Source organism: Nostoc sp. JL23, from assembly GCF_017115065.1.
GTDB lineage: Bacteria > Cyanobacteriota > Cyanobacteriia > Cyanobacteriales > Nostocaceae > Nostoc > Nostoc punctiforme_A.
The window spans coordinates 140,904-163,227 of the sequence record NZ_JABXKN010000067.1; the positions used below are offsets into that span (position 1 = coordinate 140,904).

13 protein-coding genes and 1 pseudogene are annotated in these 22,324 nt (G+C 39.7%); 12 read left to right on the forward strand and 2 right to left on the reverse strand.

All coding sequences use genetic code 11. The features are described from left to right. Window positions 1-78 precede the first annotated feature (78 nt). The 5 genes and pseudogenes from ssuC (at window position 79) to HWQ42_RS13925 (ending at window position 4,649) form a co-directional block, all read left to right on the forward strand. The gene (gene ssuC, locus HWQ42_RS13905) at window positions 79-906 is read left to right on the forward strand and encodes an aliphatic sulfonate ABC transporter permease SsuC (protein WP_292812895.1); all 828 of its coding nucleotides are present in this window, start codon (window positions 79-81) and stop codon (window positions 904-906) included. A 116-nt stretch (window positions 907-1,022) separates the two neighbouring features. Beyond that, a complete protein-coding gene (locus HWQ42_RS13910; protein ID WP_292812897.1) occupies window positions 1,023-1,793 on the forward strand; it encodes an ATP-binding cassette domain-containing protein in 771 nt (256 codons plus the stop codon). Window positions 1,794-2,075: 282 nt separating this feature from the next. After that, window positions 2,076-2,540, forward strand: a pseudogene (locus HWQ42_RS13915) (N-acetyltransferase family protein); the annotation flags it as partial. A 123-nt stretch (window positions 2,541-2,663) separates the two neighbouring features. Continuing rightward, on the forward strand, window positions 2,664-3,611 hold the full coding sequence (locus tag HWQ42_RS13920; RefSeq protein ID WP_292812899.1) for a D-2-hydroxyacid dehydrogenase: 948 nt from the start codon (window positions 2,664-2,666) through the stop codon (window positions 3,609-3,611). An 87-nt stretch (window positions 3,612-3,698) separates the two neighbouring features. Next, window positions 3,699-4,649 carry a D-2-hydroxyacid dehydrogenase gene (locus HWQ42_RS13925; RefSeq protein WP_292812901.1) on the forward strand — a complete coding sequence of 317 codons (951 nt, stop codon included), beginning with the start codon at window positions 3,699-3,701 and terminating at the stop codon, window positions 4,647-4,649. A gap of 107 nt (window positions 4,650-4,756) precedes the next feature. Here HWQ42_RS13925 and HWQ42_RS13930 read toward each other — a convergent pair whose 3' ends face one another. Further along, window positions 4,757-5,956 (reverse strand): acyl-CoA dehydrogenase family protein, encoded by a 1,200-nt coding sequence (locus HWQ42_RS13930; RefSeq protein ID WP_292812903.1) that lies wholly within the window; start codon window positions 5,954-5,956, stop codon window positions 4,757-4,759. A gap of 51 nt (window positions 5,957-6,007) precedes the next feature. Between HWQ42_RS13930 and HWQ42_RS13935 the strand changes: the two genes are divergently transcribed. From HWQ42_RS13935 to HWQ42_RS13950, 4 genes are all read left to right on the forward strand, one after another. Continuing rightward, window positions 6,008-6,259 carry a hypothetical protein gene (locus tag HWQ42_RS13935; RefSeq protein WP_292812905.1) on the forward strand — a complete coding sequence of 84 codons (252 nt, stop codon included), beginning with the start codon at window positions 6,008-6,010 and terminating at the stop codon, window positions 6,257-6,259. Between the two features lie 1,951 nt (window positions 6,260-8,210). Continuing rightward, on the forward strand, window positions 8,211-11,294 hold the full coding sequence (locus HWQ42_RS13940) for a peptidase domain-containing ABC transporter (RefSeq protein WP_292812907.1): 3,084 nt from the start codon (window positions 8,211-8,213) through the stop codon (window positions 11,292-11,294). Between the two features lie 116 nt (window positions 11,295-11,410). After that, window positions 11,411-12,955, forward strand: a complete 1,545-nt coding sequence (locus tag HWQ42_RS13945; protein ID WP_292812909.1) for an HlyD family efflux transporter periplasmic adaptor subunit — start codon at window positions 11,411-11,413, stop codon at window positions 12,953-12,955. A gap of 135 nt (window positions 12,956-13,090) precedes the next feature. After that, the gene (locus HWQ42_RS13950; RefSeq protein WP_292741395.1) at window positions 13,091-13,879 is read left to right on the forward strand and encodes a peptidylprolyl isomerase; all 789 of its coding nucleotides are present in this window, start codon (window positions 13,091-13,093) and stop codon (window positions 13,877-13,879) included. A gap of 458 nt (window positions 13,880-14,337) precedes the next feature. Here the strand turns inward: HWQ42_RS13950 and HWQ42_RS13955 are convergent, their stop codons facing one another. After that, window positions 14,338-14,547 carry a hypothetical protein gene (locus HWQ42_RS13955; protein WP_292741397.1) on the reverse strand — a complete coding sequence of 70 codons (210 nt, stop codon included), beginning with the start codon at window positions 14,545-14,547 and terminating at the stop codon, window positions 14,338-14,340. A 552-nt stretch (window positions 14,548-15,099) separates the two neighbouring features. Between HWQ42_RS13955 and HWQ42_RS13960 the strand changes: the two genes are divergently transcribed. The 3 genes from HWQ42_RS13960 (at window position 15,100) to HWQ42_RS13970 (ending at window position 22,122) form a co-directional block, all read left to right on the forward strand. Beyond that, on the forward strand, window positions 15,100-18,192 hold the full coding sequence (locus HWQ42_RS13960; protein ID WP_292812911.1) for a tetratricopeptide repeat protein: 3,093 nt from the start codon (window positions 15,100-15,102) through the stop codon (window positions 18,190-18,192). Window positions 18,193-18,489: 297 nt separating this feature from the next. Beyond that, entirely contained in the window at window positions 18,490-19,734 is a 1,245-nt protein-coding gene (locus HWQ42_RS13965; protein WP_292812913.1) for a calcium-binding protein, read from the forward strand. Window positions 19,735-20,118: 384 nt separating this feature from the next. After that, window positions 20,119-22,122 carry a tetratricopeptide repeat protein gene (locus tag HWQ42_RS13970; RefSeq protein WP_292812915.1) on the forward strand — a complete coding sequence of 668 codons (2,004 nt, stop codon included), beginning with the start codon at window positions 20,119-20,121 and terminating at the stop codon, window positions 22,120-22,122. Window positions 22,123-22,324: the final 202 nt, after the last annotated feature.

Sequence of the window (22,324 nt, forward strand, 5' to 3'; positions counted from 1 at the left end):
AATTAAAGAGCAAATTACTAATTATGTTGGTGATGCTTATAGATTCATCCTTTGGAACAATCTAAAATCCCAAATTCCATGACTATTACCTTTAAAAGCACCAAAAGCAAAAACAAGATATCCCTGAGCGAGGTATTAGACAACCCGCAAATCGAGAAAATAGTTCCTTGGATTGTGCCTGTTACCATATTAATTCTTTGGGAACTTGCTTCTAGAACTGGTCTACTTTCAACCAGGATTTTACCAGCACCAAGTGGTGTAATCGCTACAGCAATTAAACTAGGCTCAACTGGAGAACTGTTCCAACATATAGGAATTAGTGCTGGGCGGGCGATATCTGGTTTTATAGTTGGTGGCAGTATTGGCTTCGGTTTGGGATTGCTCAATGGCTTTTCCCGTGTTGCAGAAAAGTTATTGGATAGTTCCTTGCAAATGCTCCGTACTATCCCTAATTTGGCATTAATTCCGCTCGTAATTCTCTGGTTTGGTATTGGCGATCAAGCTAGATTATTTCTAGTATCTATGGGGGTATTTTTTCCGTTATATCTCAATACATTTCATGGTATCCGTAGTGTTGACCCTGGACTGATTGAAATGGGAAAAGTCTATGGATTAAAAACACCACAACTTCTGTGGCAAATCATTTTTCCAGGAGCTTTGTCTTCAATTCTCGTTGGTGTTCGTTTTTCGTTGGGGATTATGTGGCTGACACTAATTGTGGCAGAAACGATCGCAGCAGATTCCGGTCTTGGTTATATGGCAATGAATGCTCGTGAGTTTATGCAAACCGATGTTGTGGTTTTGAGTATTGTAATCTATGCACTACTAGGTAAATTAGCAGATGCTGTTGCCAGAGGATTAGAAACAAAATTCTTGGCTTGGAACCCCAATTATCAAAAGTCATAAATGCTAAGTTCACCAGAATCAAAGGTTGAAAAATCTTGATTTCAAATGTGGTTTCCTTTCTTCAATATCTCATCAAATAATTAAATTCTAATTGTTCTCAAAAGGAGGTTTTGCAAGTGAGTTCAAATGTACAGGGTACACAACTAAGTATTTTAGATTTAACGAAATCTTTTGGCAATAAAACTGTTTTAAACTCGCTGAATTTAGAAGTTGAAGCAGGTGAGTTTGTCGCTATTGTCGGACGAAGTGGTTGTGGTAAAAGTACCTTATTGCGTCTTGTATCAGGATTAGATAGAGCAACTTCAGGTGGAATACTACTGGATGGAGAACCACTACATAGACTCAGCCGCTCTGTAACAGTAATGTTTCAAGATCCGCGCTTGCTGCCGTGGAAGCGCGTTATTCAGAACGTGGGGTTGGGCTTAGAAGGTAATTGGCGTGAAAAAGCTTTGTGGGTACTCAATAAAGTCGGACTCAAAGATAGAGCTGATGAGTGGCCTTATGTTTTGTCTGGAGGACAACGGCAACGGGTATCATTGGCCAGAGCGTTAGCCAGTCAGCCCCGTTTGTTGTTGCTAGATGAACCTTTGGGAGCATTGGATGCTCTAACTCGCCAAGAAATGCAGCATTTGATTGAAAACTTGTGGCAAGAGCGAAGATTTACTGCGTTTTTGGTTACTCACGATGTGGAAGAGGCTGTGGCGTTGGCAGACCGAGTGATAGTGATTGATCAAGGAAAGATTTCTATGGATTTACCTGTGAGACTTTCACGCCCGCGAGATCGAAGTAGCGAAGTGTTTATCAATATCAGAGAAGCTGTTTTAGAACGAGTAATGAGCAATGAGAATACTCAGGTAAACAACCAGTTATTACAGCTGAGTAGTTGAGATTTAAGCTTTTTGTAGTCAATCAATATTAAACTTGAGGTAGCTGCGGTAAATAGGCTACTTCGAGATTAAAACTTGCTCTTAAAAAACAGCTATAGCAATAAAAAATTATTAATGAACAATCAAAATATCTCTCAGGCTTGCTCTTTGCTAGTCTAGGTGATTTTTTCTATATTAACGATCTAGATAAACTAAAATATAATAATCTATATCGCTTGATTGAAAAAAATAATAAATATCTAAATGATCGTCAAAAAATTAACAAAGTAGGATGCAGAAGATTATAGACAGATCAGATTAGAAGCTTTAGATAAAAATCCAGATTCATTTGGCACAACATATCAAGAAGAAGTAATTAAGACGATAGAACAATTTCGGGCTAGAATTCCAGTAGATAATAATAACTTTTTTTTGGGATGTTTTGAGGATAAAAATTTAGTTGGAATAGTCGCATTTCAGCAAGAATCAAGAATCAAACTCCGGCGTAAAGCATATATTAGTAGCATGTATGTTCAACAAGAGTATAGGGGAAAAGGTGTAGGTAAATTATTACTAAATGAATTAATTGAAAGAGCAAAAACTATTAAAGATGTAGAAATATTATTAATTGATATTGTTAAGAGTAACTTTTTAGCAAAACCACTTTATTTATCATTGGGGTTTCAAATATATGGAACAGAGAAAAGAGCGTATAAATATAATAACCAATATTTTGATTTAGAGTTTATGTGTTTACATATTAAATAATCATCCATGAAACATTAGTAAATATCATCATAATTTGTGCCAAGAAAAAATGGCACTCATTTTTTTGTCACATATAGGCAATTTCCAGAAATAGCCTTGTAAATAAAGAAGAGGTAATCTACAATGAAGCTCATTTTGCCGCTCGATCTGGTTGCTGACATTGAGCCACATCTACCAGCCAATACACAGATTGTACGAGTAGATGTTGAAGGAAATTTAGATGGGGATGCTAGCGATGCTGAAGTTTATTTCAGTTGGTTTTTATCGAGAAGTCCTATGCTGCATAAAATACTAGAAGCAGCACCAGCACTACGTTGGCATCATGCACCAAATGCAGGGGTGAATCACATCCTGACACCAACTTATTTGCAAAGAGATATTATCCTCACAAATGGGGCTGGAGTGCATGGAATTCCGATCGCAGAATTTGTAATTACTTATATACTGGCTCATGCCAAACACCTGCCAGAATTATATGCTTTACAGGCTGAACGTCACTGGAAAAGAGGCTTTGCTATCCAAGAATTAACAGATGCAACCTTGCTAATTATTGGTGCTGGTGGTATTGGTCAAGAAATCGCCGCCCGTGCTAAACCCTTCGGCTTAAGAATTATTGGCAGTCGCCGTCATCCCCAAGAGCTAGCAAATTTTGATAAAGTAGTGGGTGCTGATGAATGGCGATCGCTCCTGCCAGAGGTAGATTATGTAGTTATTGCAACACCCTTAACTCCCGAAACCAAAGAATTTATTGATGAATCTGTATTGCGATCGCTCCCAAATCATGCCTACCTAATTAATATTGCTCGTGGTGGCGTAATCGATGAATCAGCATTAATAAAAGCGCTCACAGAAGGTTGGATTGCAGGTGCAGCATTAGACACAGTTAATTCCGAACCGTTACCACCAGAAAGTCCTTTGTGGTCACTTCCTAACATCTTTATCACCCCTCATACTTCTGGTCATTCACCAAAGAGTAAACAGCGTTCAATAGCCCTATTTATCGACAATCTAAAGCGTTACCAAGCTGGTCAGCCGTTACGAAATGTAGTAGATAAAGAAGCAGGATACTAAACAATTAAAAATTAAAAATAAAGAGGTGCTGCCAATTGGGTTGCACAATCCAAAATCCAAATCCAAAATGGAAATAGGGAGTAGCTAATGGTGAAACTAATTTTACCCGATCATCTCATTGCAGATATAGAGCCACACCTACCATCTAATATAGATGTTGTAGAGGTGGATAGTGAAGGTAATCTCGATGGTGATGTCAGTGATGCAGAGATTTATGTCAATGGATTTTACCTGAAAACCTCTACTCTTGACAAAGTACTAACAGCAGCACCCGCGTTGCGTTGGCAACAGTCACCAAGTGCTGGCGTAAATCACATCCTCACGCCAACTTTTTTGCAAAAGGACATTATCCTCACTAATGGTGCAGGGGTTCATGCAATTCCAATTTCGGAATTTGTACTGGCATTTATGCTCTATCACGCCAAGAATCTGCGGAAATTGCAAACTTTGCAGAATGAACACACTTGGGTAAGAGGAGTGTTTCTTGAAGAGTTGGCAGACGCGACTTTATTAATTCTCGGCACAGGAAATATCGGTCAAGCGATCGCATCTCGTGTTAAAGCCTTTGGAGTCACAGTTTGGGGTAGTCGCCGTCATCCCGAACCCCTACCGAATTTTGACAAGGTTGTGGGTGCTGATGAGTGGCGATCGCTCCTCCCAGCCGCAGACTATGTAGTTATTGCCACACCATTAACCCCAGAAACTAAAGGCTTGATCGATGAAACTGCATTGCGTTCTATGCGTCAGTCTGCTTACCTAATTAACATTGCTCGTGGTGCGATCGTGGATGAAGCCGCATTACTTACCGCACTACGTGAGGGCTGGATTGCGGGTGCTGGATTAGACACTGTTGCAACCGAACCTCTGCCGCCAGAAAGTCCCTTATGGTCGCTACCGAATGCCTTTATCACTCCCCATTGTTCAGCCTTGTCGCCACGCCTGAGAGAGCGCATAGCACAACTATTTATCGACAATCTTCAACGCTACCAAAACGGTCAGCCCTTGCGGAATGTTGTAGATAAGCAAGCAGGATACTAAATATTGGGCAGTGGGCATTGGGCATTGGGATGAAAGAGACAATGTGACTCCAATGAGAACTTGTAACAAGTCTTCCTCCATGCCCCATGCCCCATCCCCCATACCCATCACTTAACTTTCAGCACCGACTTCCCTAAAGATTGGCAAATAACATCATTTTGCGGCGTATGTATACGGCTGCACAAAACGTCACGGTAGTGACGCTCTAAAGGATTTCTTTTTAATAAACCAGGATTGCCAGTTAGTTCTAAGGCAATTTCTACAGCACGAATCGAGTTGGTTGTGGTGAGGTATTTAACAGCCTGTGCCTGTAATCCTACGTTAGGCTCATATTCGCCCTTGTCAATATCTTGAGCCAAACTATAAATCAATCTATTATTAGCAAACAGCAGTGCTTCTATCTCACCCACGGCTGTTTGGAAGCGTGGCAGAGTTGCCAGTGGCTCTTGGAGATTAGAAGGCGATCGCTCCCAAAGATATTTAACAAGCCAGTCTCGCGCACTACTCGCAACACCGAGATATAAGGCACTTACTGTCAAACTGCCCCAAGTGGAAATCAACGGATCAAAAGATGGCACAGCAGATATGGGATTGATATTTAGAGCATACTCTGAGGGAATTAATACATTCTCTAAAATAAGGTCATGGCTGCCCGTAGCTCTCATCCCCAAATGATCCCAGGTTTCGACAATTCGTAAACCAGGCAGATAGCGCGGAACTAAAAAATTCCCAACTTGTGGTTCATCTTCAGTTGTCCGTGCCCAAACAACAAAATAGCTGAGGATAGGACTGCCTGTGGTGTATTGCTTATGTCCTGTTAAACGCCAGCCCTCTGCTGTTCGTTCGGCAATTGTCGCTGGCAATCCGCCTCTCGCTGGCGTTCCTAGCTCTGGTTCAACACGGGCAGCATTCAGCAGGGCAATGCCTTCAATTGATTCACGACACAGCCGCTTATATACTTCTGGATGCCAGCGACGGCTACGGGCTGCATGAGCATGTTGAAGATAGTGCATTGTCAGTACTAATGCGGTCGAAGCATCGCCACGGGCTATCCCTTCAATTACCCGGCAGATAGTTGCCAACCCCAAATCCCGGCCACCGAATTCACGTGGCATGGTGAGGTTGAGCAATCCTGCTTCATGCAAAGCTGTAAAATTCTCGAAAGGAAAGGAAGCATCTCTATCGTGTACCCCTGCACGGGTGGCAAAATCTTTGGCCAGAGCCTCAACTCGGTCGAAAATATTGGGGAGAGTTTCTAAGCCTTGCGCTACAAAGGTGTCTGGCACTGCTTGCTCCAACTGTGACATAAATACTCCTTCGTAATTCACTGTACTACTAAATCAGAGATGTTTTTCAATATGGAAGCATCTCAAGTTTGCAGGAACATCAATTTTTCGCACGATACCAGTCTCCCTCAATCCCCAATCCTCATCGCCCTAACTGTATTACTTCTAGCGCTTGTGAAAATACTACTTAAAATCGACCGAGATTTAGTAATTATTATTTCTGTAATTATGACACAAACTACTTTCATAGAGCAAGCCAAGCAGAGAATTCAGCGATCGCCCCACAACTTAGGAACTGAATTCCCTACTGGTCTTTTAAGCTAATCGTCATCCAAATTAAATCTCCGCATTTGGAACTAAGCACGAAGAAACAAGCGTTGAAATATTCTCTGTTGAGAGTAATATAAAGATCCCTAGATAACACAGGGATAATTTCCTCATCAAGTAGATTTTCCAATGGATAAATATACAGCAACAACATTGGCGATCGCAACTAAGGTGATATTAGTTGCTTTTATAGCGGTTCCTCTGCAACTGAGGTATAACTAGACTTCATAGATAAATTTTTTCAACTTTGAGGATGTACTTTATTTGATTGAGAACCGCTATGGATGATTTCCTATATTTAACCAAATCTATGGTGTCACAATTTCGTCAGGGCACTGGCTCTATAACCACCATTCAATTTATCCATTTATTACTTGACTTGATCTCATCGCAATCTTAGGTTTTAAAAGATGAATTTACTACTTATTGTCATTTTTTTAACTATAGACTCATTTAAACATGATGGTTATTTCTCAACTTCTATCAAGCTGTAATATGTATTACTGCTATACCCTTGATGGGAAAAATGCTAAGATTGCCGTATTTAACTAGTGTGTGTGCCCGATCACAACATTAACGTGTTCTACCTCACAGCTAATTTAAACAACTTAAATATCACCTTTGAGCAAACAATAGTCGCCGTTATGACTAGCATCATGTTATGCCGCCTCGCTATTTAAAGATTTAATGTATAAATGGTTGTGAAATATATTTTTTTTGTTAAATATCATCTATTAGGTGACTTGTCAGAAAATTTACATTAAGAAACTACTAAAATATCTAAATTTAAGAGATAAGGAGTGTAAGCTAATTGTGTAAATATCATGTTTGTATGTAAATATGATGATGTTCGCAGTCTCTTTTGCTCACTTGCATTTATTACACTAGAGGAGGTATAATACAAACGTTAAATAACTTGCTAGATGCTACCTTAAAGATACTAAGCAGTGCTAAGAAAAGATCCATTCTGGAATCTTAAAGCCAACTTAAGCAATATTTGTTTAAGTGGAGTTTTGCTTAATTGGTAAAATACTACTTAAACGAAAATTACGATGTGCTTTTATAGCTTTACAGTTTTTATAGTCTTCTGTTTCCTGTAGCCTACTCAAAATCCTCTTTTGTTCCAGGTTGCACGATAAGGATGAAGCTATCCCGGAGACTATCCCCTAGACTCACAAAGCACTAGGGAATATGCCGGAATCTAATTGCACATTGTATAAATTTCTGATTAACACTACAACGTTAGTCAGATTTGTAGTTGTGTTTTTTTTGCTGTCAGGCTTTGATCACACAACTGCAATGAATTATGTTTTTCCACAATTTACGACTCAATGCAATTTCTAACTACAATTATGTCACACCATTTAAGTCAAGACAAGGCTGTTAACAAGTTAGGAATGTCTGAAAACATTCTTTTAAGAATTCTTCCGATTCAGGTCTTGTTCAAGAGGATGAAAGCTAACTTTCAGCCATAACATTGTTCCGAACTAGAAAAAACTTCGAGAGTTTGTGATTGAGAAATGAAATACTTTGAATAGCTATTGCTGCATATAGCAAATTATGCTCCAAAAAGAATTCCTCTTAATCATCACTTACAACCACTGCTGATTGCACAAATAAGCAATCCTTATTTGTGTGGAGTCATCAATGCAGTTAGTTGCTGTTGAAGCTAAATGTCGGTAAACAAAGCTCTAGCTAAATATTATGGCATTTACACTAGTTATTGCCACATCGATAACTTGCTGCAACAAGTAGATTGTCCACTCAAGAAAAATACCTTGCATATAAAAGATAGATGCTTTACTAGCATACTATTTCTCTCTAAACTCTACTCCAGTAAAGCTTAGAGTTTCCTCGGTGAAAATACGGGATTAAATAATATTTTTAATGAAGTTTTGAATTGGATTTCGACTGATAACTAACTAAATTTTTTTGTGGAGATTAAAAAATGCCACCAGTGCTTTCTGAGCAACATGTGGGTGAAAGAATTTTGTACACCTTGGGTACAAAACTTTCAGAAAAAGAATTAGAGAACTTCTTGGCAGAAATGGAGATTGTGGAGCCACCATCAGCAAAGCAATTCTGGCAATCTGCACAGACGAATCCTGGTATATACATTATTCTTACAGGTAAAATCCGACTATTAGATAGCTCTGAGAATTTAATTACTACCTTTGGTGCATGGTCTGTTTTTGGTGAATTGACCTTGTTTCCCGAAGCTAACTTTAGTCCTTATGCAGTTAGAGCTTCTACAAGCTTGAAACTTGGCTATTTCAGGCAAGAAGCATTGCAAAAGTTGATAGACAAGTATCCTAACATTCGCGATCGCCTATTTGCCCGTGCAGAACTTTGGGATTTGTTGTTGTTATGTCGCCAAGTATCACAATTCCCACGCCATACATCACAAGTTTCAGGAATGCTCAAAGCCTTATCTTTGTTTGAGCGACATCAGTTAGAAACTGGCTCTGTAAGTCCACAAATATCGCAAGATTCACAGTTGTGGCTATTGTACAAAGGTCAACTGCGGCATTCTGAAGACCATTCTTTGACACCAGGTACAATCTTTGCTCAACCAAAACAAGGAGATTGGCAAACAACGCAACCAACGATTGCTTACATTCTGAAAAACGACCAGATGCAAACAGCACTAGAATACTTCCCGGAGTTGGGGGAGTGGGCTTTTGCCATGAGCGTCAGTGGAACGGGATTGGAGGCTGAGGACTGGGGATTGGGTACTAGAGAAAAAATTCAATCTCCAAAATCTAAAATTATTCCTTTTCCCCAAAGAGAGAAGCAGTCACAACAACAGCCAACGAAAAAATCACGTTTTTACTTTCCCAGTCCGAAAGTACAAGTAGGGCATTGGTGGAAACGCATCACCAAGAGCTATCCCTTCTATGCCCAACAAAGTGCAGCTGATTGTGGCTCTGCTTGCTTGGTGATGATTGGTAACTATTGGGGCAAACATTTTAGTATCAATCGCCTACGGGATATGACCAATGTCACTCGCAACGGTGCATCCCTAAAGGCTATGGCAGCAACAGCAGAATATCTGGGTTTTGCCACCCGTCCAGTGAAAGCTACTCTTGATAAATTAGCAGAACAACCTTTACCTGCAATTGCTCACTGGGAAGGTAAACACTTTATTGTTGTCTATGAAATCACCAAAAAGCGGGTGATTGTATGTGATCCGGCTCTTGGTCAACGCAGTCTGACAAAAGCTGAATTTCAAGCAGGTTGGACTGGTTATGCATTGTTACTACAACCTACAGCTCTACTAAAAAGTGCTAAGGACGAAAGTAGAAGCTTCTGGAAATTTTTTGAGTTAGTCAAACCTCACTATCGAACACTGCTAGAAATTTTCATAGCTTCGATAGTCATTCAATTATTTGGATTAGTAACGCCAGTATTTACTCAGTTGTTGCTCGACAGAGTACTTGTGCAACGCAGTGTTCCAACCTTAAACGCCATTGGTTTGGGAATGATTGTTTTTGGGTTGTTTGGTGTTGCTGTCAACGGTGTACGGCAATATCTCTTATTTCACACTGCTAACCGCATTAGTATCGCCTTACTCGTAGGCTTCATCAAACATACGTTCCGTTTACCCCTTGCTTATTTCGAGTCGCGTTTCGTTGGGGATATAATCTCGCGCATCCAAGAAAACCAGAAAATTCAGCACTTCCTGACTGGTCAGACACTCTCCATTGTGTTGGATATGCTGACATTAGTGGTTTATCTGGCTTTGATGTTCTCCTATAGCTGGCGAATGGCATTATTCGTGCTGTGTACTGTACCGCCATTTTTTATCTTGGCGCTGGCCAGCACAAGTATCTTGCGCCGCATATCCAGAGATATTTTTAATGCAGCTACCAAAGAACAAAGCTATCTCATAGAATCCCTAAGCGGAATTCGTACCGTCCGTTCATTAGCAATTGAACAGACAGTACGTTGGCGCTGGGAGGAACTGCTGAATGATTTAATCAAAAAAGATTTTAATGCTCAAATAATTGACAATCGCTTGCAAATTATCAGTGGCGTCATCCACACCTTTGTAAATACTTCATTGCTGTGGTATGGAGCGACCCAGGTAATTAATGGCGAACTAACTATTGGACAATTAGTTGCTTTCAATATGTTGGTGGGTAACGTCTTGAGTCCTTTCCAGAGACTGGCTTTGCTGTGGAATGAATTACAGGAAATCGTGATTTCTACCGAACGCATTAATGATGTGTTGGAGGCGGAACCAGAAGAAGACTTAGAAACTAAACCCCGCAAATCGTTGGGTAAACTCCGCGGTAACATTTGTTTTCAGAATGTTACCTTTCGTTATCACCCAGAAAGTGACACTAACGTATTAGAAAATCTCAACTTTGAAATTAAGCCGGAACAGATGGTTGCAGTCGTAGGGCGCAGCGGTTCTGGAAAAACAACTCTCAGTAAATTGATTTTGGGTTTATACCCACCGACAGATGGGAAAATACTCATTGATGGTAATGATATCACCAGTGTATCTATGCGATCGCTCCGTTCCCAAATCGGCGTTGTAGACCAAGATACTTTTCTGTTTGGTGGAACTGTTCGCGAAAACATTGCGATCGCTAATCCAAATGCTTCTTTAGAAGAAATCATCCAAGCAGCAAAATATGCTGGAGCCGATGAATTTATTCAAAAATTACCGATAGGTTACGAATCAGAAATTGGTGAAAGCGGCGGAATGCTTTCTGGTGGACAGCGCCAACGCCTAGCAATTGCTCGTGCTTTGCTCGGAAATCCTCGGTTATTACTGTTTGATGAAGCCACTAGTCACTTAGATTCAGAATCAGAACGGATTATTCAAAACAACCTCAAAACAATTCTTAAAGGACGCACAAGTGTAATTATTGCCCATCGCCTCTCTACAGTCCGCAACGCGGACTTAATCCTGGTTTTAGATCAAGGTATTTTGGTAGAAAGCGGTACCCACGACGAATTAATCGCTAAAAAAGGTCATTATTACTACCTGAATCAACAACAGATGTCTCAAGTTAGTTGATGGGGCATTGGGCAGTCTTTTTATTCTCGACGAGACTCTGCGTAAACAATTTTGAATTTTGAATTTTGAATTGATTTCTCCCGCACTACCCATCTACTGTTATTGGAAATAAAACCATGCCACATCCCAATAGATCGTCCCCACTTCCCCCAGATGAGCAAGATAAATATCAAGATTACAAACAGCAAGAGGAATCGGTATTTGACGAGCAGACAGAGGCAGAAAATGAAAGTCAAGATTTGTACTACGGTACAGAAAAACTACTCAATGCCTTACCTCGAATTTGGACTCGTGGTTTGTTGTATACGCTCATCGGCTTTGCTGGTCTATTCTTGCCTTGGGCAACCCTCTCGAAAGTCGATGAAACTGGTAGCGCCAGAGGGCGTATAGAACCTAAAGGCGCAACTCAAAAATTAGACGCTCAAGCTGCTGGGAGTGTCAAAGCAGTTACGGTCAAAGAAGGAGATATAGTTAGATCCGGCCAGGTTTTACTGGAACTGGATTCTGATTTGCTGCAAACGGAACTGCAACAAGTCCAGAGCAAATTGCAAGGGCTACAAAATCGGCAATCCCAACTGGAACTGCTAAAAAATCAACTCTTAATGTCAACGAGTCTTTTAGAACAACAAAATAAATCCCAAGAATTAGAAAAAATGGCTCAAGTTAACCAGGTGCAGCAAAATCTGGATGCCAAACTGAGTAGCTATAACCTCCAAAAGTTAGAAAAACAATCATTAGTTAAACAAGCAGAGGAGCAAATTTCCACCAGTCGCGACGATCGGGAATCGGCTAAAGCCCGTTTAAGTATAGATTCTGGGCAAGTTGAACGTTATAGCCAACTCGTTCAAGATGGTGCAGTGTCTGCAACCCAAGTTGATCAACTCAAAAAAGAAGAACAAGAAAGCAAACGACTTTATAACAAGTCTCTATCAGATATTAAACAAGCCGAATTGCGTTTAGCCCAAGAGCTAAATAGTTATCAAGTAACTATCAAAACGTTGGAGTCTGATATTAAACAGGCAAAACTTCGACTGCAAGAGGAACAAAGTAGCTATAAAAGTGCCACGCAAGCTGGACAACTAGCTGTAATGAAAAATCAGGAGCAGCTAAAAGATATACAGGCACAAATAACAGCAACGCAATCGGAAATCGCTCAGACTAAAAGTCAGCTTATATCTACAAGATTGCAAATTCAGCAGCGCGTGGTGCGATCGCCAATTAATGGGGTGATTTTTGAATTACCCACCACGAAACCAGGAGCAGTGGTACAAATCGGTCAAAGGATTGCCCAAATTGCACCCACGAAAACAGACTTCGTACTCAGAGCAAATATGCCTAATCAGGATAGCGGTTTCTTGAAGTTAGGAATGCCAGTAAAAGTCAAGTTTGATGCCTATCCCTTCCAAGAGTATGGCATTGTGCCAGGGAAAGTTACTTGGATCTCGCCTGACTCGAAAGTTAGCCAAACACCCCAAGGCAACATCGAAACCTATGAGTTAGAAATCACCTTAGACCAGCAGTATGTCCAAGGTGGTAACAAACGTATTCCATTAGGTGCGGGTCAGACAGCAAATGCTGAAGTCATCATTCGTCAACGGCGAGTAATTGACTTTGTTCTAGATCCGTTCAAAAAACTGAAAAAGGGCGGTTTGGAGATGTAGTTAAAGGTATCGGAATCAGGAAATAGGACAAGGGAGATTGGAGGAATAATATAATGCCCCATGCGCACTTGCCCTCAGCAAAGCCAAAGCGATGCCCAATCCCCAATCCGCGTAATTAATTGGAGATATCATGTTATGCCCCACAATCTGACTATTTCCACCTCAGATATCATTCACAGTCTTAAACTCTCCTGTCAGATACCTGCTGTTGTGGAAGCGATCGCATCGCAAAGTATTATTGCCGAAGCAGCTCAAGCGGCAGGAATTACAGTCACGCCAGAAGAACTACAGCAAGAAGGAGATAACTTAAGGTTCGCCAAGAAGCTTGTCAAAGCTAAAGACACCTGGTCATGGCTAGAAAAACACCACCTCTCTGTGGTTCAGTTTGAAGAATTAGCCTATAACAACGTCCTTTCGCGGAAGTTAGCGAATCATCTATTTTCCAATCAACTGGAAAAGCACTTTTACGAACATCAGCTAGATTATATCGCCGCCGTTACCTACGAAGTTGTCTTCGAGGATCGAGACTTGGCTTTAGAGCTTTTTTATGCCCTAGAAGAAGGCGAAATCAGTTTTCCAGACATTGCTCGTCTATATATCTCAGAACCAGAAGCCCGTCGTGCTTATGGATACAGAGGACTCCGATACCGCAAAGATTTTCGTCCAGAGATTGCAGCTGCTGTCTTTGCTGCTGCACCACCAGAAGCTCTCAAACCGATAACGACTCCCAAGGGAGTGTATTTAATTTGGGTGGAAGAAGTCATTCAACCCAAATTAGATGAACAGTTGCGCCAAAAAATCATTACAGAATCCTTCTCTGATTGGTTAAAGCAACAAATCAACGCGATGAAAATAGTTACTCAAATAGACTCAGACGGTTCACAAGAGGAATTAAAAGATATGTTATTCACCAAGACTAAATAATTTAGGAAATTTAAAATGTTTTTGTCGCTAAGTATCTACTCTAACTTAGGATAAATTTCTCTAGTATCCAAAAATGTTGCAGATACAGTTTTGATCTACTTTAAAACTTAATCGCTTTTATTTTTTAGTGTTTTGTGAATACATCTACAAAGTACTGTTTTTGCGTTATTTAAAAATTAAATTAAATCGTCATAACTCTTGCTAGGCAGCAATTATTTTCATTTCTGCCTAAATTTTTTATGCAGTTTTTTCTAACTTTAAATAGGACTACATAATAATGATTTTTAAACATAAACACATTAGTTTTTCAAATCATAAAATCTTCCAAAAAGCATTGACTTTTTGGAAGAATAAAGTATATTAGATGTATAGCCAAATGAAACAAGTTGGTTACACCAAATATTCCCAACAATAGTTACAAAAATTAGGAGAACTCAAATGATCATTTCTGATCTGAACTACTTGGAAAATACCTCAGAAGAAATTATTGGTGGTGGTAACAGCAAGCCAGTAATAATAGTAATCAAACCCATCAAGCCTGTTAAATACACCAACTTTGCACAAGCAGTAGCAAATGCTTCTGCAACCGGCGGCGTCAACAATTCAGCTTTCACCGAAACTAACGCTACCACCACTAAGAATAGTGCTACTGCTTCGTCAGTAAGCATAGCTTCTACTTCTTACAAGTAGTAATAATTAAACTCTACTCACAAAAAGTATTAACTTCTGCAAGTAGAGTTAGGCTCGAAAGCTTAGTATATTGATAAATTGCCGAAGGCTCTTTGCTCATTTGAGCCTTCGGCTTTTACCAAAAATACATCTTTTGGTCTTAAATAACTGTTTTCGCAATAAAATTTTACAACTTACAACATTTAATCCTCAGCGCAGTTTGCAGTCTGTGTTGTTTGCCCGCCCTGAATTAAAATTCTGGGCTAATAGTCATAAGAGGAACACTTTACCGTGACCTTAAGCTTCTCGTAGACCCCCGAAAGGTAGAGAAGAGTAAAATTACTTTTAATTAAGTTTAGGAAGTAATCAAGCAGACATGATATAAATCGGTATCAGTTATAAGTTTCAAAAGCTTGAGTTCCTTGCAGATATAGGAACAAAAGACATTTTAACTAAAAAAGATTGTATAAATTATAGCCCATAAATAAAAGGATATAAGCTCCTAAATTTATTTATGGAGATTCTTAATTTTGAATTTGGAGCAAAGCGACGTGACCACAATTCCTGATGCTCTCCAACTCGCAAGTCAATATCACCAAACCAAGCGCTTCGCCCAAGCCGAAGAGATTTATCGTCAAATTATAGATGTAGATCCCAAGCAGTCAGAGGCATTATATGGATTAGGTATGCTGGCGCAGCAACGGGGACAATATCAAAATGCAGAACAATTTTTTCAAGCAGCCTTGCAATTACAGCCAGAAGTAGGGGCAATATACAACAGCTTGGGGTTTACTCTGCAACAACAGGGTAAGCTAGAAGAAGCGATCGCCTGTTATGAAAAAGCACTGGAAATTCTCCCTGAGAGCATAGAAGTGAAAATCAATATTAGCAATATTCTCCACATTCAAGGAAAGCTGTCACCAGAAGAACAAGTCCACTACGCAGAGTTGAATGAGCAGTTTGGTTTAAATAGGCAAGAGGCAGGCGATTTCAAGATAGCAGAGTTATATTATCGCCAAGCTATTGCATTGCAGCCAGATTTAGTATCATCTCATACTAATTTAGGAGAGGTACTCCAAAATCAAGGACGATTCAATGATGCTATCGATTCTTACCAACAAGCACTAAAAATTAAACCAGACTATCATCACGCCTATCATAACTTAGGGTATCTTTTCCAGGGAAAAGGAAGATTTGCAGAAGCAATAGAAGCTTACGAAAAAGCTTTAAGCATTCAACCTGATTTGGCAACCACCTACAACAATTTGGGAAACATTCTCAGGCAACAGAATAGATTTGATGTTGCCATAGAAACCTTTCAAAAAGCTATTAAAATTCGCTCTGATATTGATTACATCTATTGCAACTTAGGAATAGCATTTATAGATATTAACAACACAGAAGCAGCAGTCCAGGCATTTGAGCAAGCTGTCAAGGTAACGCCAAACTATGATATGGCTAAATTTGGTGCTTGTATCTGCCAACTACCAGTTATCTATTCTAGTATTGATGAAATTGCATTCAGGCGAAATCAGTATCAGCAGTATTTGCAAAATTTAGCTAAATATTATGAATTAACCGATCGGGAAGAACGGGCAAAAGCATCTGAGGCTGTGGGAGCATTTCAACCTTTTTATTTGACATATCAAGGCTTAAATGACCGAGATTTACAGCGAACTTATGGGGAAATGATTTTCCAGATTATGTCGAGTTGCTATCCTCAAGATAGCCAGCCGCTTGTTTTGCCAGATTTAGATAAAAATCAAAAGGTTCGTATTGGTATCGTTTCTGGATTTTTATCTAGTCATTCTAATTGGAAAATCCCAATTAAAGGTTGGGTAGAAAATATAGATCGAAGTGAATTTGAATTATTTGGTTATTACACTGGGGGCAAAACAGATAACTCAACAGTTAGTGCAGCCAAGGCTTTTGATAAATTAGTTCAAGGTGTTCACTCAGTTGAACAATGGTGCGAGATAATAACACAAGATAAATTACATATCCTGATTTTCCCAGAATTTGGGATGGACTCAATGACGCTCAAGCTGGGTTGTTTGAGATTAGCGCCAATTCAAATGACATCTTGGGGACACCCTGAGACTAGTGGACTCCCGACAATTGACTATTACTTGAGCAGTGAATTAATGGAACCAGAAAATGCTCAAGAACATTATACAGAAAAATTAGTTAGATTACCCAATCTATCTATTTATTACATACCTTTATCAATTCAACCCGAAGAAATTAAGAAACCAGATATAGGTTTAAAAGAGGATGATATTTTCTTTTGGTGTTGTCAGTCATTATATAAATATTTGCCTAATCATGATGACGTTTTTCCCTTAATTGCTAAAGAGTTAGGAGATGCTAAGTTTGTATTTATTAAAAACTCAAGTAAAGAGACTACAGAAGTATTTCGCCAGCGCTTAAACCATGCTTTTGCAGCATTAGGGTTAGATTATCAAAATCATTGTTTATTTTTGTCTGAACTTAATAATAGAAAGTTTGCTGGGACTACAGCCTTAGCAGATGTCTTCTTAGATAGTATTGGTTGGTCTGGATGTAACTCCACACTCGAATCTATTGCTCATAATATTCCGGTTGTCACTTTACCAGGAGAATTGATGCGGGGACGGCATTCTCTGGCAATTTTGCAGATGATGGGTATCGAAGAGACGATCGCTTCAAATAAATCAGAATACGTCCAAATTGCCATCCGTCTGGGGAAAGATGCTAAATATCGGCAATATATTTCCCAGCAAGTTGCAGAAAATAAACATAAATTATATGGCGATTTAAAGCCAGTCAGAGCGCTGGAAGATTTTATTTTGCAGCTGGTTAATAAACCAAGACAATTTAACGCCGAAGAAGTTGCTGAACTCTTTCAACTTGCACTTCAAGATCATCGAGCTAATCGCCTAGACACAGCCGAACAGCTATATCGTCAGGTGATAGAAAAACAACCAGACTATTCAGAAGCATTATACGGTTTAGGGATGCTGGCACAGCAGAAAGGTGAGTTGCAGGAAGCCGAGAAGCATTTGAGTGCAGCTTCGCAAGTACAGCCTAACTCTGTGAAAATTTGGTTTAATTTAGGCAATTTGCTCCAAGGCCAAGGACAGTTACCAGAAGCTGAAGCCGCTTACCGAAAAGCTATTGCATTGCGACCAGATGCAGGGACAATATACAACAATTTGGGCTACACCTTGCAACAACAAGATAAGTGGGAGGATGCGATCGCATCTTATCAAAAAGCTCTGGAATTTCAGCCCAACTGCATAGAAGCAGAAATCAATTTAGCGAATGCGCTGTTTGCCCAAGGGAAGCTTTCACCAGAGAAACAAGCCTATTACGCAGAATTGAATTATCAGATGGGCATTGCCCACCAAGAAGGAGCTGATTGGCAAACTGCTGTTGTTTACTATCGAACTGCGATCGCAATACAGCCTGATTTGGTAGAAGCCCATTATAACTTGGGGGTGGTACTGCAAGAACAAGGGGAGTTAAAAGAAGCGATCGCTTGCTATCAAAAAGCTTTGGAGTTCAATCCTCAACACCAGGAAGCCAATATGAAATTAGGAGAGATTTACCAAACCCAACAACAAGAATTTACACAAGTTGACTCACTAAAAGTTTCTGGCTAAACGGCTTATTTCACGCGATCGCTAATTGCCATAAATCTAAACTTAAACTTTCAAATTAAGGGGGTAAAATTTATGAGTTTGAAACGAGAGCCAGTGGTAATGACTCACTTAAGTAGTCCGACAAAAATATTTACAGTCATTGCGAGCAAAGCGAAGCAATCACAGCCCTTGCGATTGCTTCGCTTCGCTCGCAATGACATTGTGTATCGAGAGATTTAGCTCGTAAATTAGGAGAGAATTCCTCCCCGAATATTTACGCGCAAATTTGTTAACTCACAAAATAAACACAGGTTTTTTATGGCATCAAGAGTAAGTCTACAACTGACACCCCAAAAGTTACTTTCTTTCAATGGTAGAACTAATCTCAATAATAGACCCGATCCCAAGCCCGATCCTAGTCCTAATTTTGCTACCGCTGAAGGGGATGCAATTTTTTCTAACTATAGTGAAGGTGCTTCCAGCATTTTAACTTCTACCCAGGCAGATACATTAGTTAAAGGTGGCGTAACTGCTGCAATTGCTGAGGCTAAAGCAAGTTTTGATCCAACTTTTTCATCACTTTTCACTCAGTCTGCTGTCGTTGGATTAAGTGGTCAGTTTGAAGGTACTTCCAACAGCGAAGCAAAGGTACTTGCTAGTTTTGCGGTTGGTCGTAATGAAAGCTTCTCTTTTGATTTTTCAGCAAATTTAGAATTGGCAGCTAAAGAAATTGAAAATCCTGACGTTGAATATAACAAGGCTCAGTCTACAACGACTTTTTTGGTATTAGATACCACAAATCCTAACAGGGCCAGAGTTTTAGATTATTTTGGCATCCAAGGTAAATTAGTCTCCTCCGATAAAATCGGGGATCTAACATTTGGTCGTAGTCGCAATGTCACAATCGACAGTCGTGATAAAGATTCTGATATTAATGGCAACAATGGTAGTGACTTCTTGGATGGTAGTGCTGTTGGGACTTATGAACGGAATTTTAATCGCAATACCAACCTAACTATAGTCAAAATTAATACTACCTCTGTTGAATTGGCAGGAGATACTTTAATCGGCAACCTGGGTAGAGATGTTATCTATGGCACGATTCGGAAGGATAATCTGACGGGAACCAACGGGGCAGACAAAATTTATGCCAGCTTGGGGGATGATAAGCTATCTGGAAAAAAAGGTAATGATAACCTCGACGCCGGCCAAGGTAATGATTCGCTAGATGGTGGCGATGGCAATGATACACTCTATGGCGGTAAAGGCAATGATACACTCTATGGTGGTAGTGGTAATGATGTCTTAGTTGGTGGCGAAGGTAATGACACGTTTACTTTCAAACGTAGCGATACCTTGTTTAAAAAAGAATTTGATGTCATTCAAGATTTCCAGGTTGGTGTTGATAAGCTTGTATTAAATGGCTGGGGAAGTCGAAGCAACATAACAGATACCGACGATGGCGCTCTTCTCACCTTAAATTCTTCGTCTCTCTTTAATAATCCTCAACAAAGCATACTATTTTCAAACCTGAGTGCCAGTGACATCAGCTCGGTAATATAATTTGCTTAAGGCTAATTGCTCGTTTCATTCCCTAACAGACTCTGATTTACAAGCATCTCAGTCAAAACAATCAGGTGAGTAAAAAATCTGATTGCACAAGAAAATGTCGATATCTTTTCTGGGAGAGGTTTTGCCAACAGGAACCCCTATGGTGTACGCATTGAAATTACTTTATTTGGTAATTTTTGCTCGCTAGCTTAAGGCTTATTTCTCGCCCATACTGTTGACAAAATCTCTCTATTCTCTTAATTAAATAGCCTTGCTTTCTTAACAGGCGAAAACAGGTAAAATATTTTATTGATAGTTATCACTTATCTTCTGAAGTTATAGTAATCTATAACAATCTAATATCAAATTAAATATAGTTATAGATACTACATAGTTATGGATACTACGAATATTTCAGAATCTAAAGTTAAATCTCTTATTCAAATTGCGGTACAAACGCATCAGTCAGATGACAAGGATAAAGCTAAATCGCTAGATAAAATAGAAGTAGCTGAAATCCTCGAACTAGCAGATCAACAGCAACGAGACAATAGTTTATTGGAGGCGGAACATCTATATAGTCAAGTTCTGCAAAAACAACCTGATAACCCTGAAGCTTTATATGGTTTAGGGATGTTAGCGCAGCAGATGGGGCAACCTCAAACGGCTGAAAAATTGCTAAGTGCGGCTTCACAAGTTCAACCAGATTCTGTTAAAACTTGGTTCAGTTTAGGTAATTTGCATTTAGTTCAGGAACAGTTTTCCGAAGCAGAGAAAGCTTATCGGCAAGCTTTAGTTTTATTACCTAACTCACTACCAATTTACAACAACTTGGGCTATACTCTGCAACAACAAGGATTATTTGAAGAAGCAATTCACTATTATCAAAAAGCTCTAGAGTTAAAGCCAGACTTTATAGAAGCAGAGGCTAATTTGGGCAATGCGTTACACGCTCAAGGTAAGCTCTCCAGCAATCAACAAATGTACTATGCACAATTAAATAATCAATTGGGTGTTGTCCAGAAAAAAGCAGGGGATTTGAAAAATGCTGTTACTTGTCACAAGCAAGCGATCGCACTACAGCCAGATTTCTTAGAAGCTCATTATAACCTGGGGTTAGCGCTGCAAGAACAAGAAGAGTTTGAAGAAGCGATCGCATCATATCAAAAACTCTTGGAACTTAATCCCAACTATGGAGAAGTTTACCTGAATTTAGGCAAAATTTACCAACAGCAGAATAATTTAATAGAGGCGATCTCTGCTTATCAACAAGGGTTAAAGCTGATTAATCTACATTATGCCAAAGCATTTGCAGCTACCCAAGAAAACGAAGATGAGATATCAGCAACTCCCCTACTTCCTCAAGGAGAGGTGCAAATAGGTGAATATTACTTTCCACTAATCCCTCCAGTATCGGAAACAGAAGACAAGCGACCATTTTGGAGTGTGGTTATTCCTGCATATCAACGTCCTGACTATCTGCTAGAGTCCCTAGTCAGCGTCCTAGCTCAATGGTCAGGTATTGAGGAAATGGAAATTCTTGTGATTGATGATGCAAGTACGCCACCTCTGTATCAACTAGTAAATGCGATCGGGCGAGGTATAGTACGCTATTACCGCAATCCGCAAAATCTCAGACAGCAGGGAACTTGGAATGCAGGAGTTACTAATAGTCGAGGATTGTGGATTCACTTACTTCATGATGATGACTATGTGTTGCCAGGTTTTTATACTCGCCTCAAGCAAGGTCTCGAAGGTTGTCCAGATTCCGTTGGAGCAGCTTTTACAGGTTATGAAAATATCAATGAAACAGGAGAAATTACTTTCCGCCAACAATTATACGGGACAGATAAAGGTATAGTTTCAGACTTGTTACTATATGTTGGTGTAGCAAACCCATTGAATCCACCTGCTGTTGTGATTCGTCGAACAACCTATGAACGGCTAGGTGGATATCATCCAGAATTAACCTCTACTCTTGACTGGGAACTCTATAAACGGATCGCTACCTTCTATGATTGGTGGTACGAGCCAGAAATTTTGGTTCATTATCGCGTGCATTCTCAAAGTATGAGAACTGAACTTTCCTTATCTGGAGATCGGGTAGCATCTATCCGTCGTTCTATTGAAATTTCTGAAAGCTATCTTCCAGCCGATCTTTGTGCAGGAATTACAGCACAATCACGTAAACATTACTTCATTAGTTGTTTAGCAGATACAGAAGTTCCTCTCAAGGCTGGTCATCTGACTGGCGCTTTTCGCACACTTGAAGAGATTCTCAAAATCGATCAGTCTGCTGAGTCACTAGCACAGTTATTTGCTTGGCTGAGAACAGATATTGCCACTCCTTTGAGGGATGAGATCGCCTTCAGGTTGATCTCTTTGCCTCTCAATAATTAGATAGTCAAAACCTTAACTAAATACTGGGAGTTCGCCCATTTTTTTTGAAGTTAGAGAAATTGGTAAATGACGTAGAAATAAGTTTTTTGGATAATAGCGATCGCAATCTGGGACAAACGCTATAACCTTTATTTTTACGTTCCGTCTTTTTATAACTTTCTAGAAAATGAGCAAACATGGAGTAATAAATAATAAAAAATAC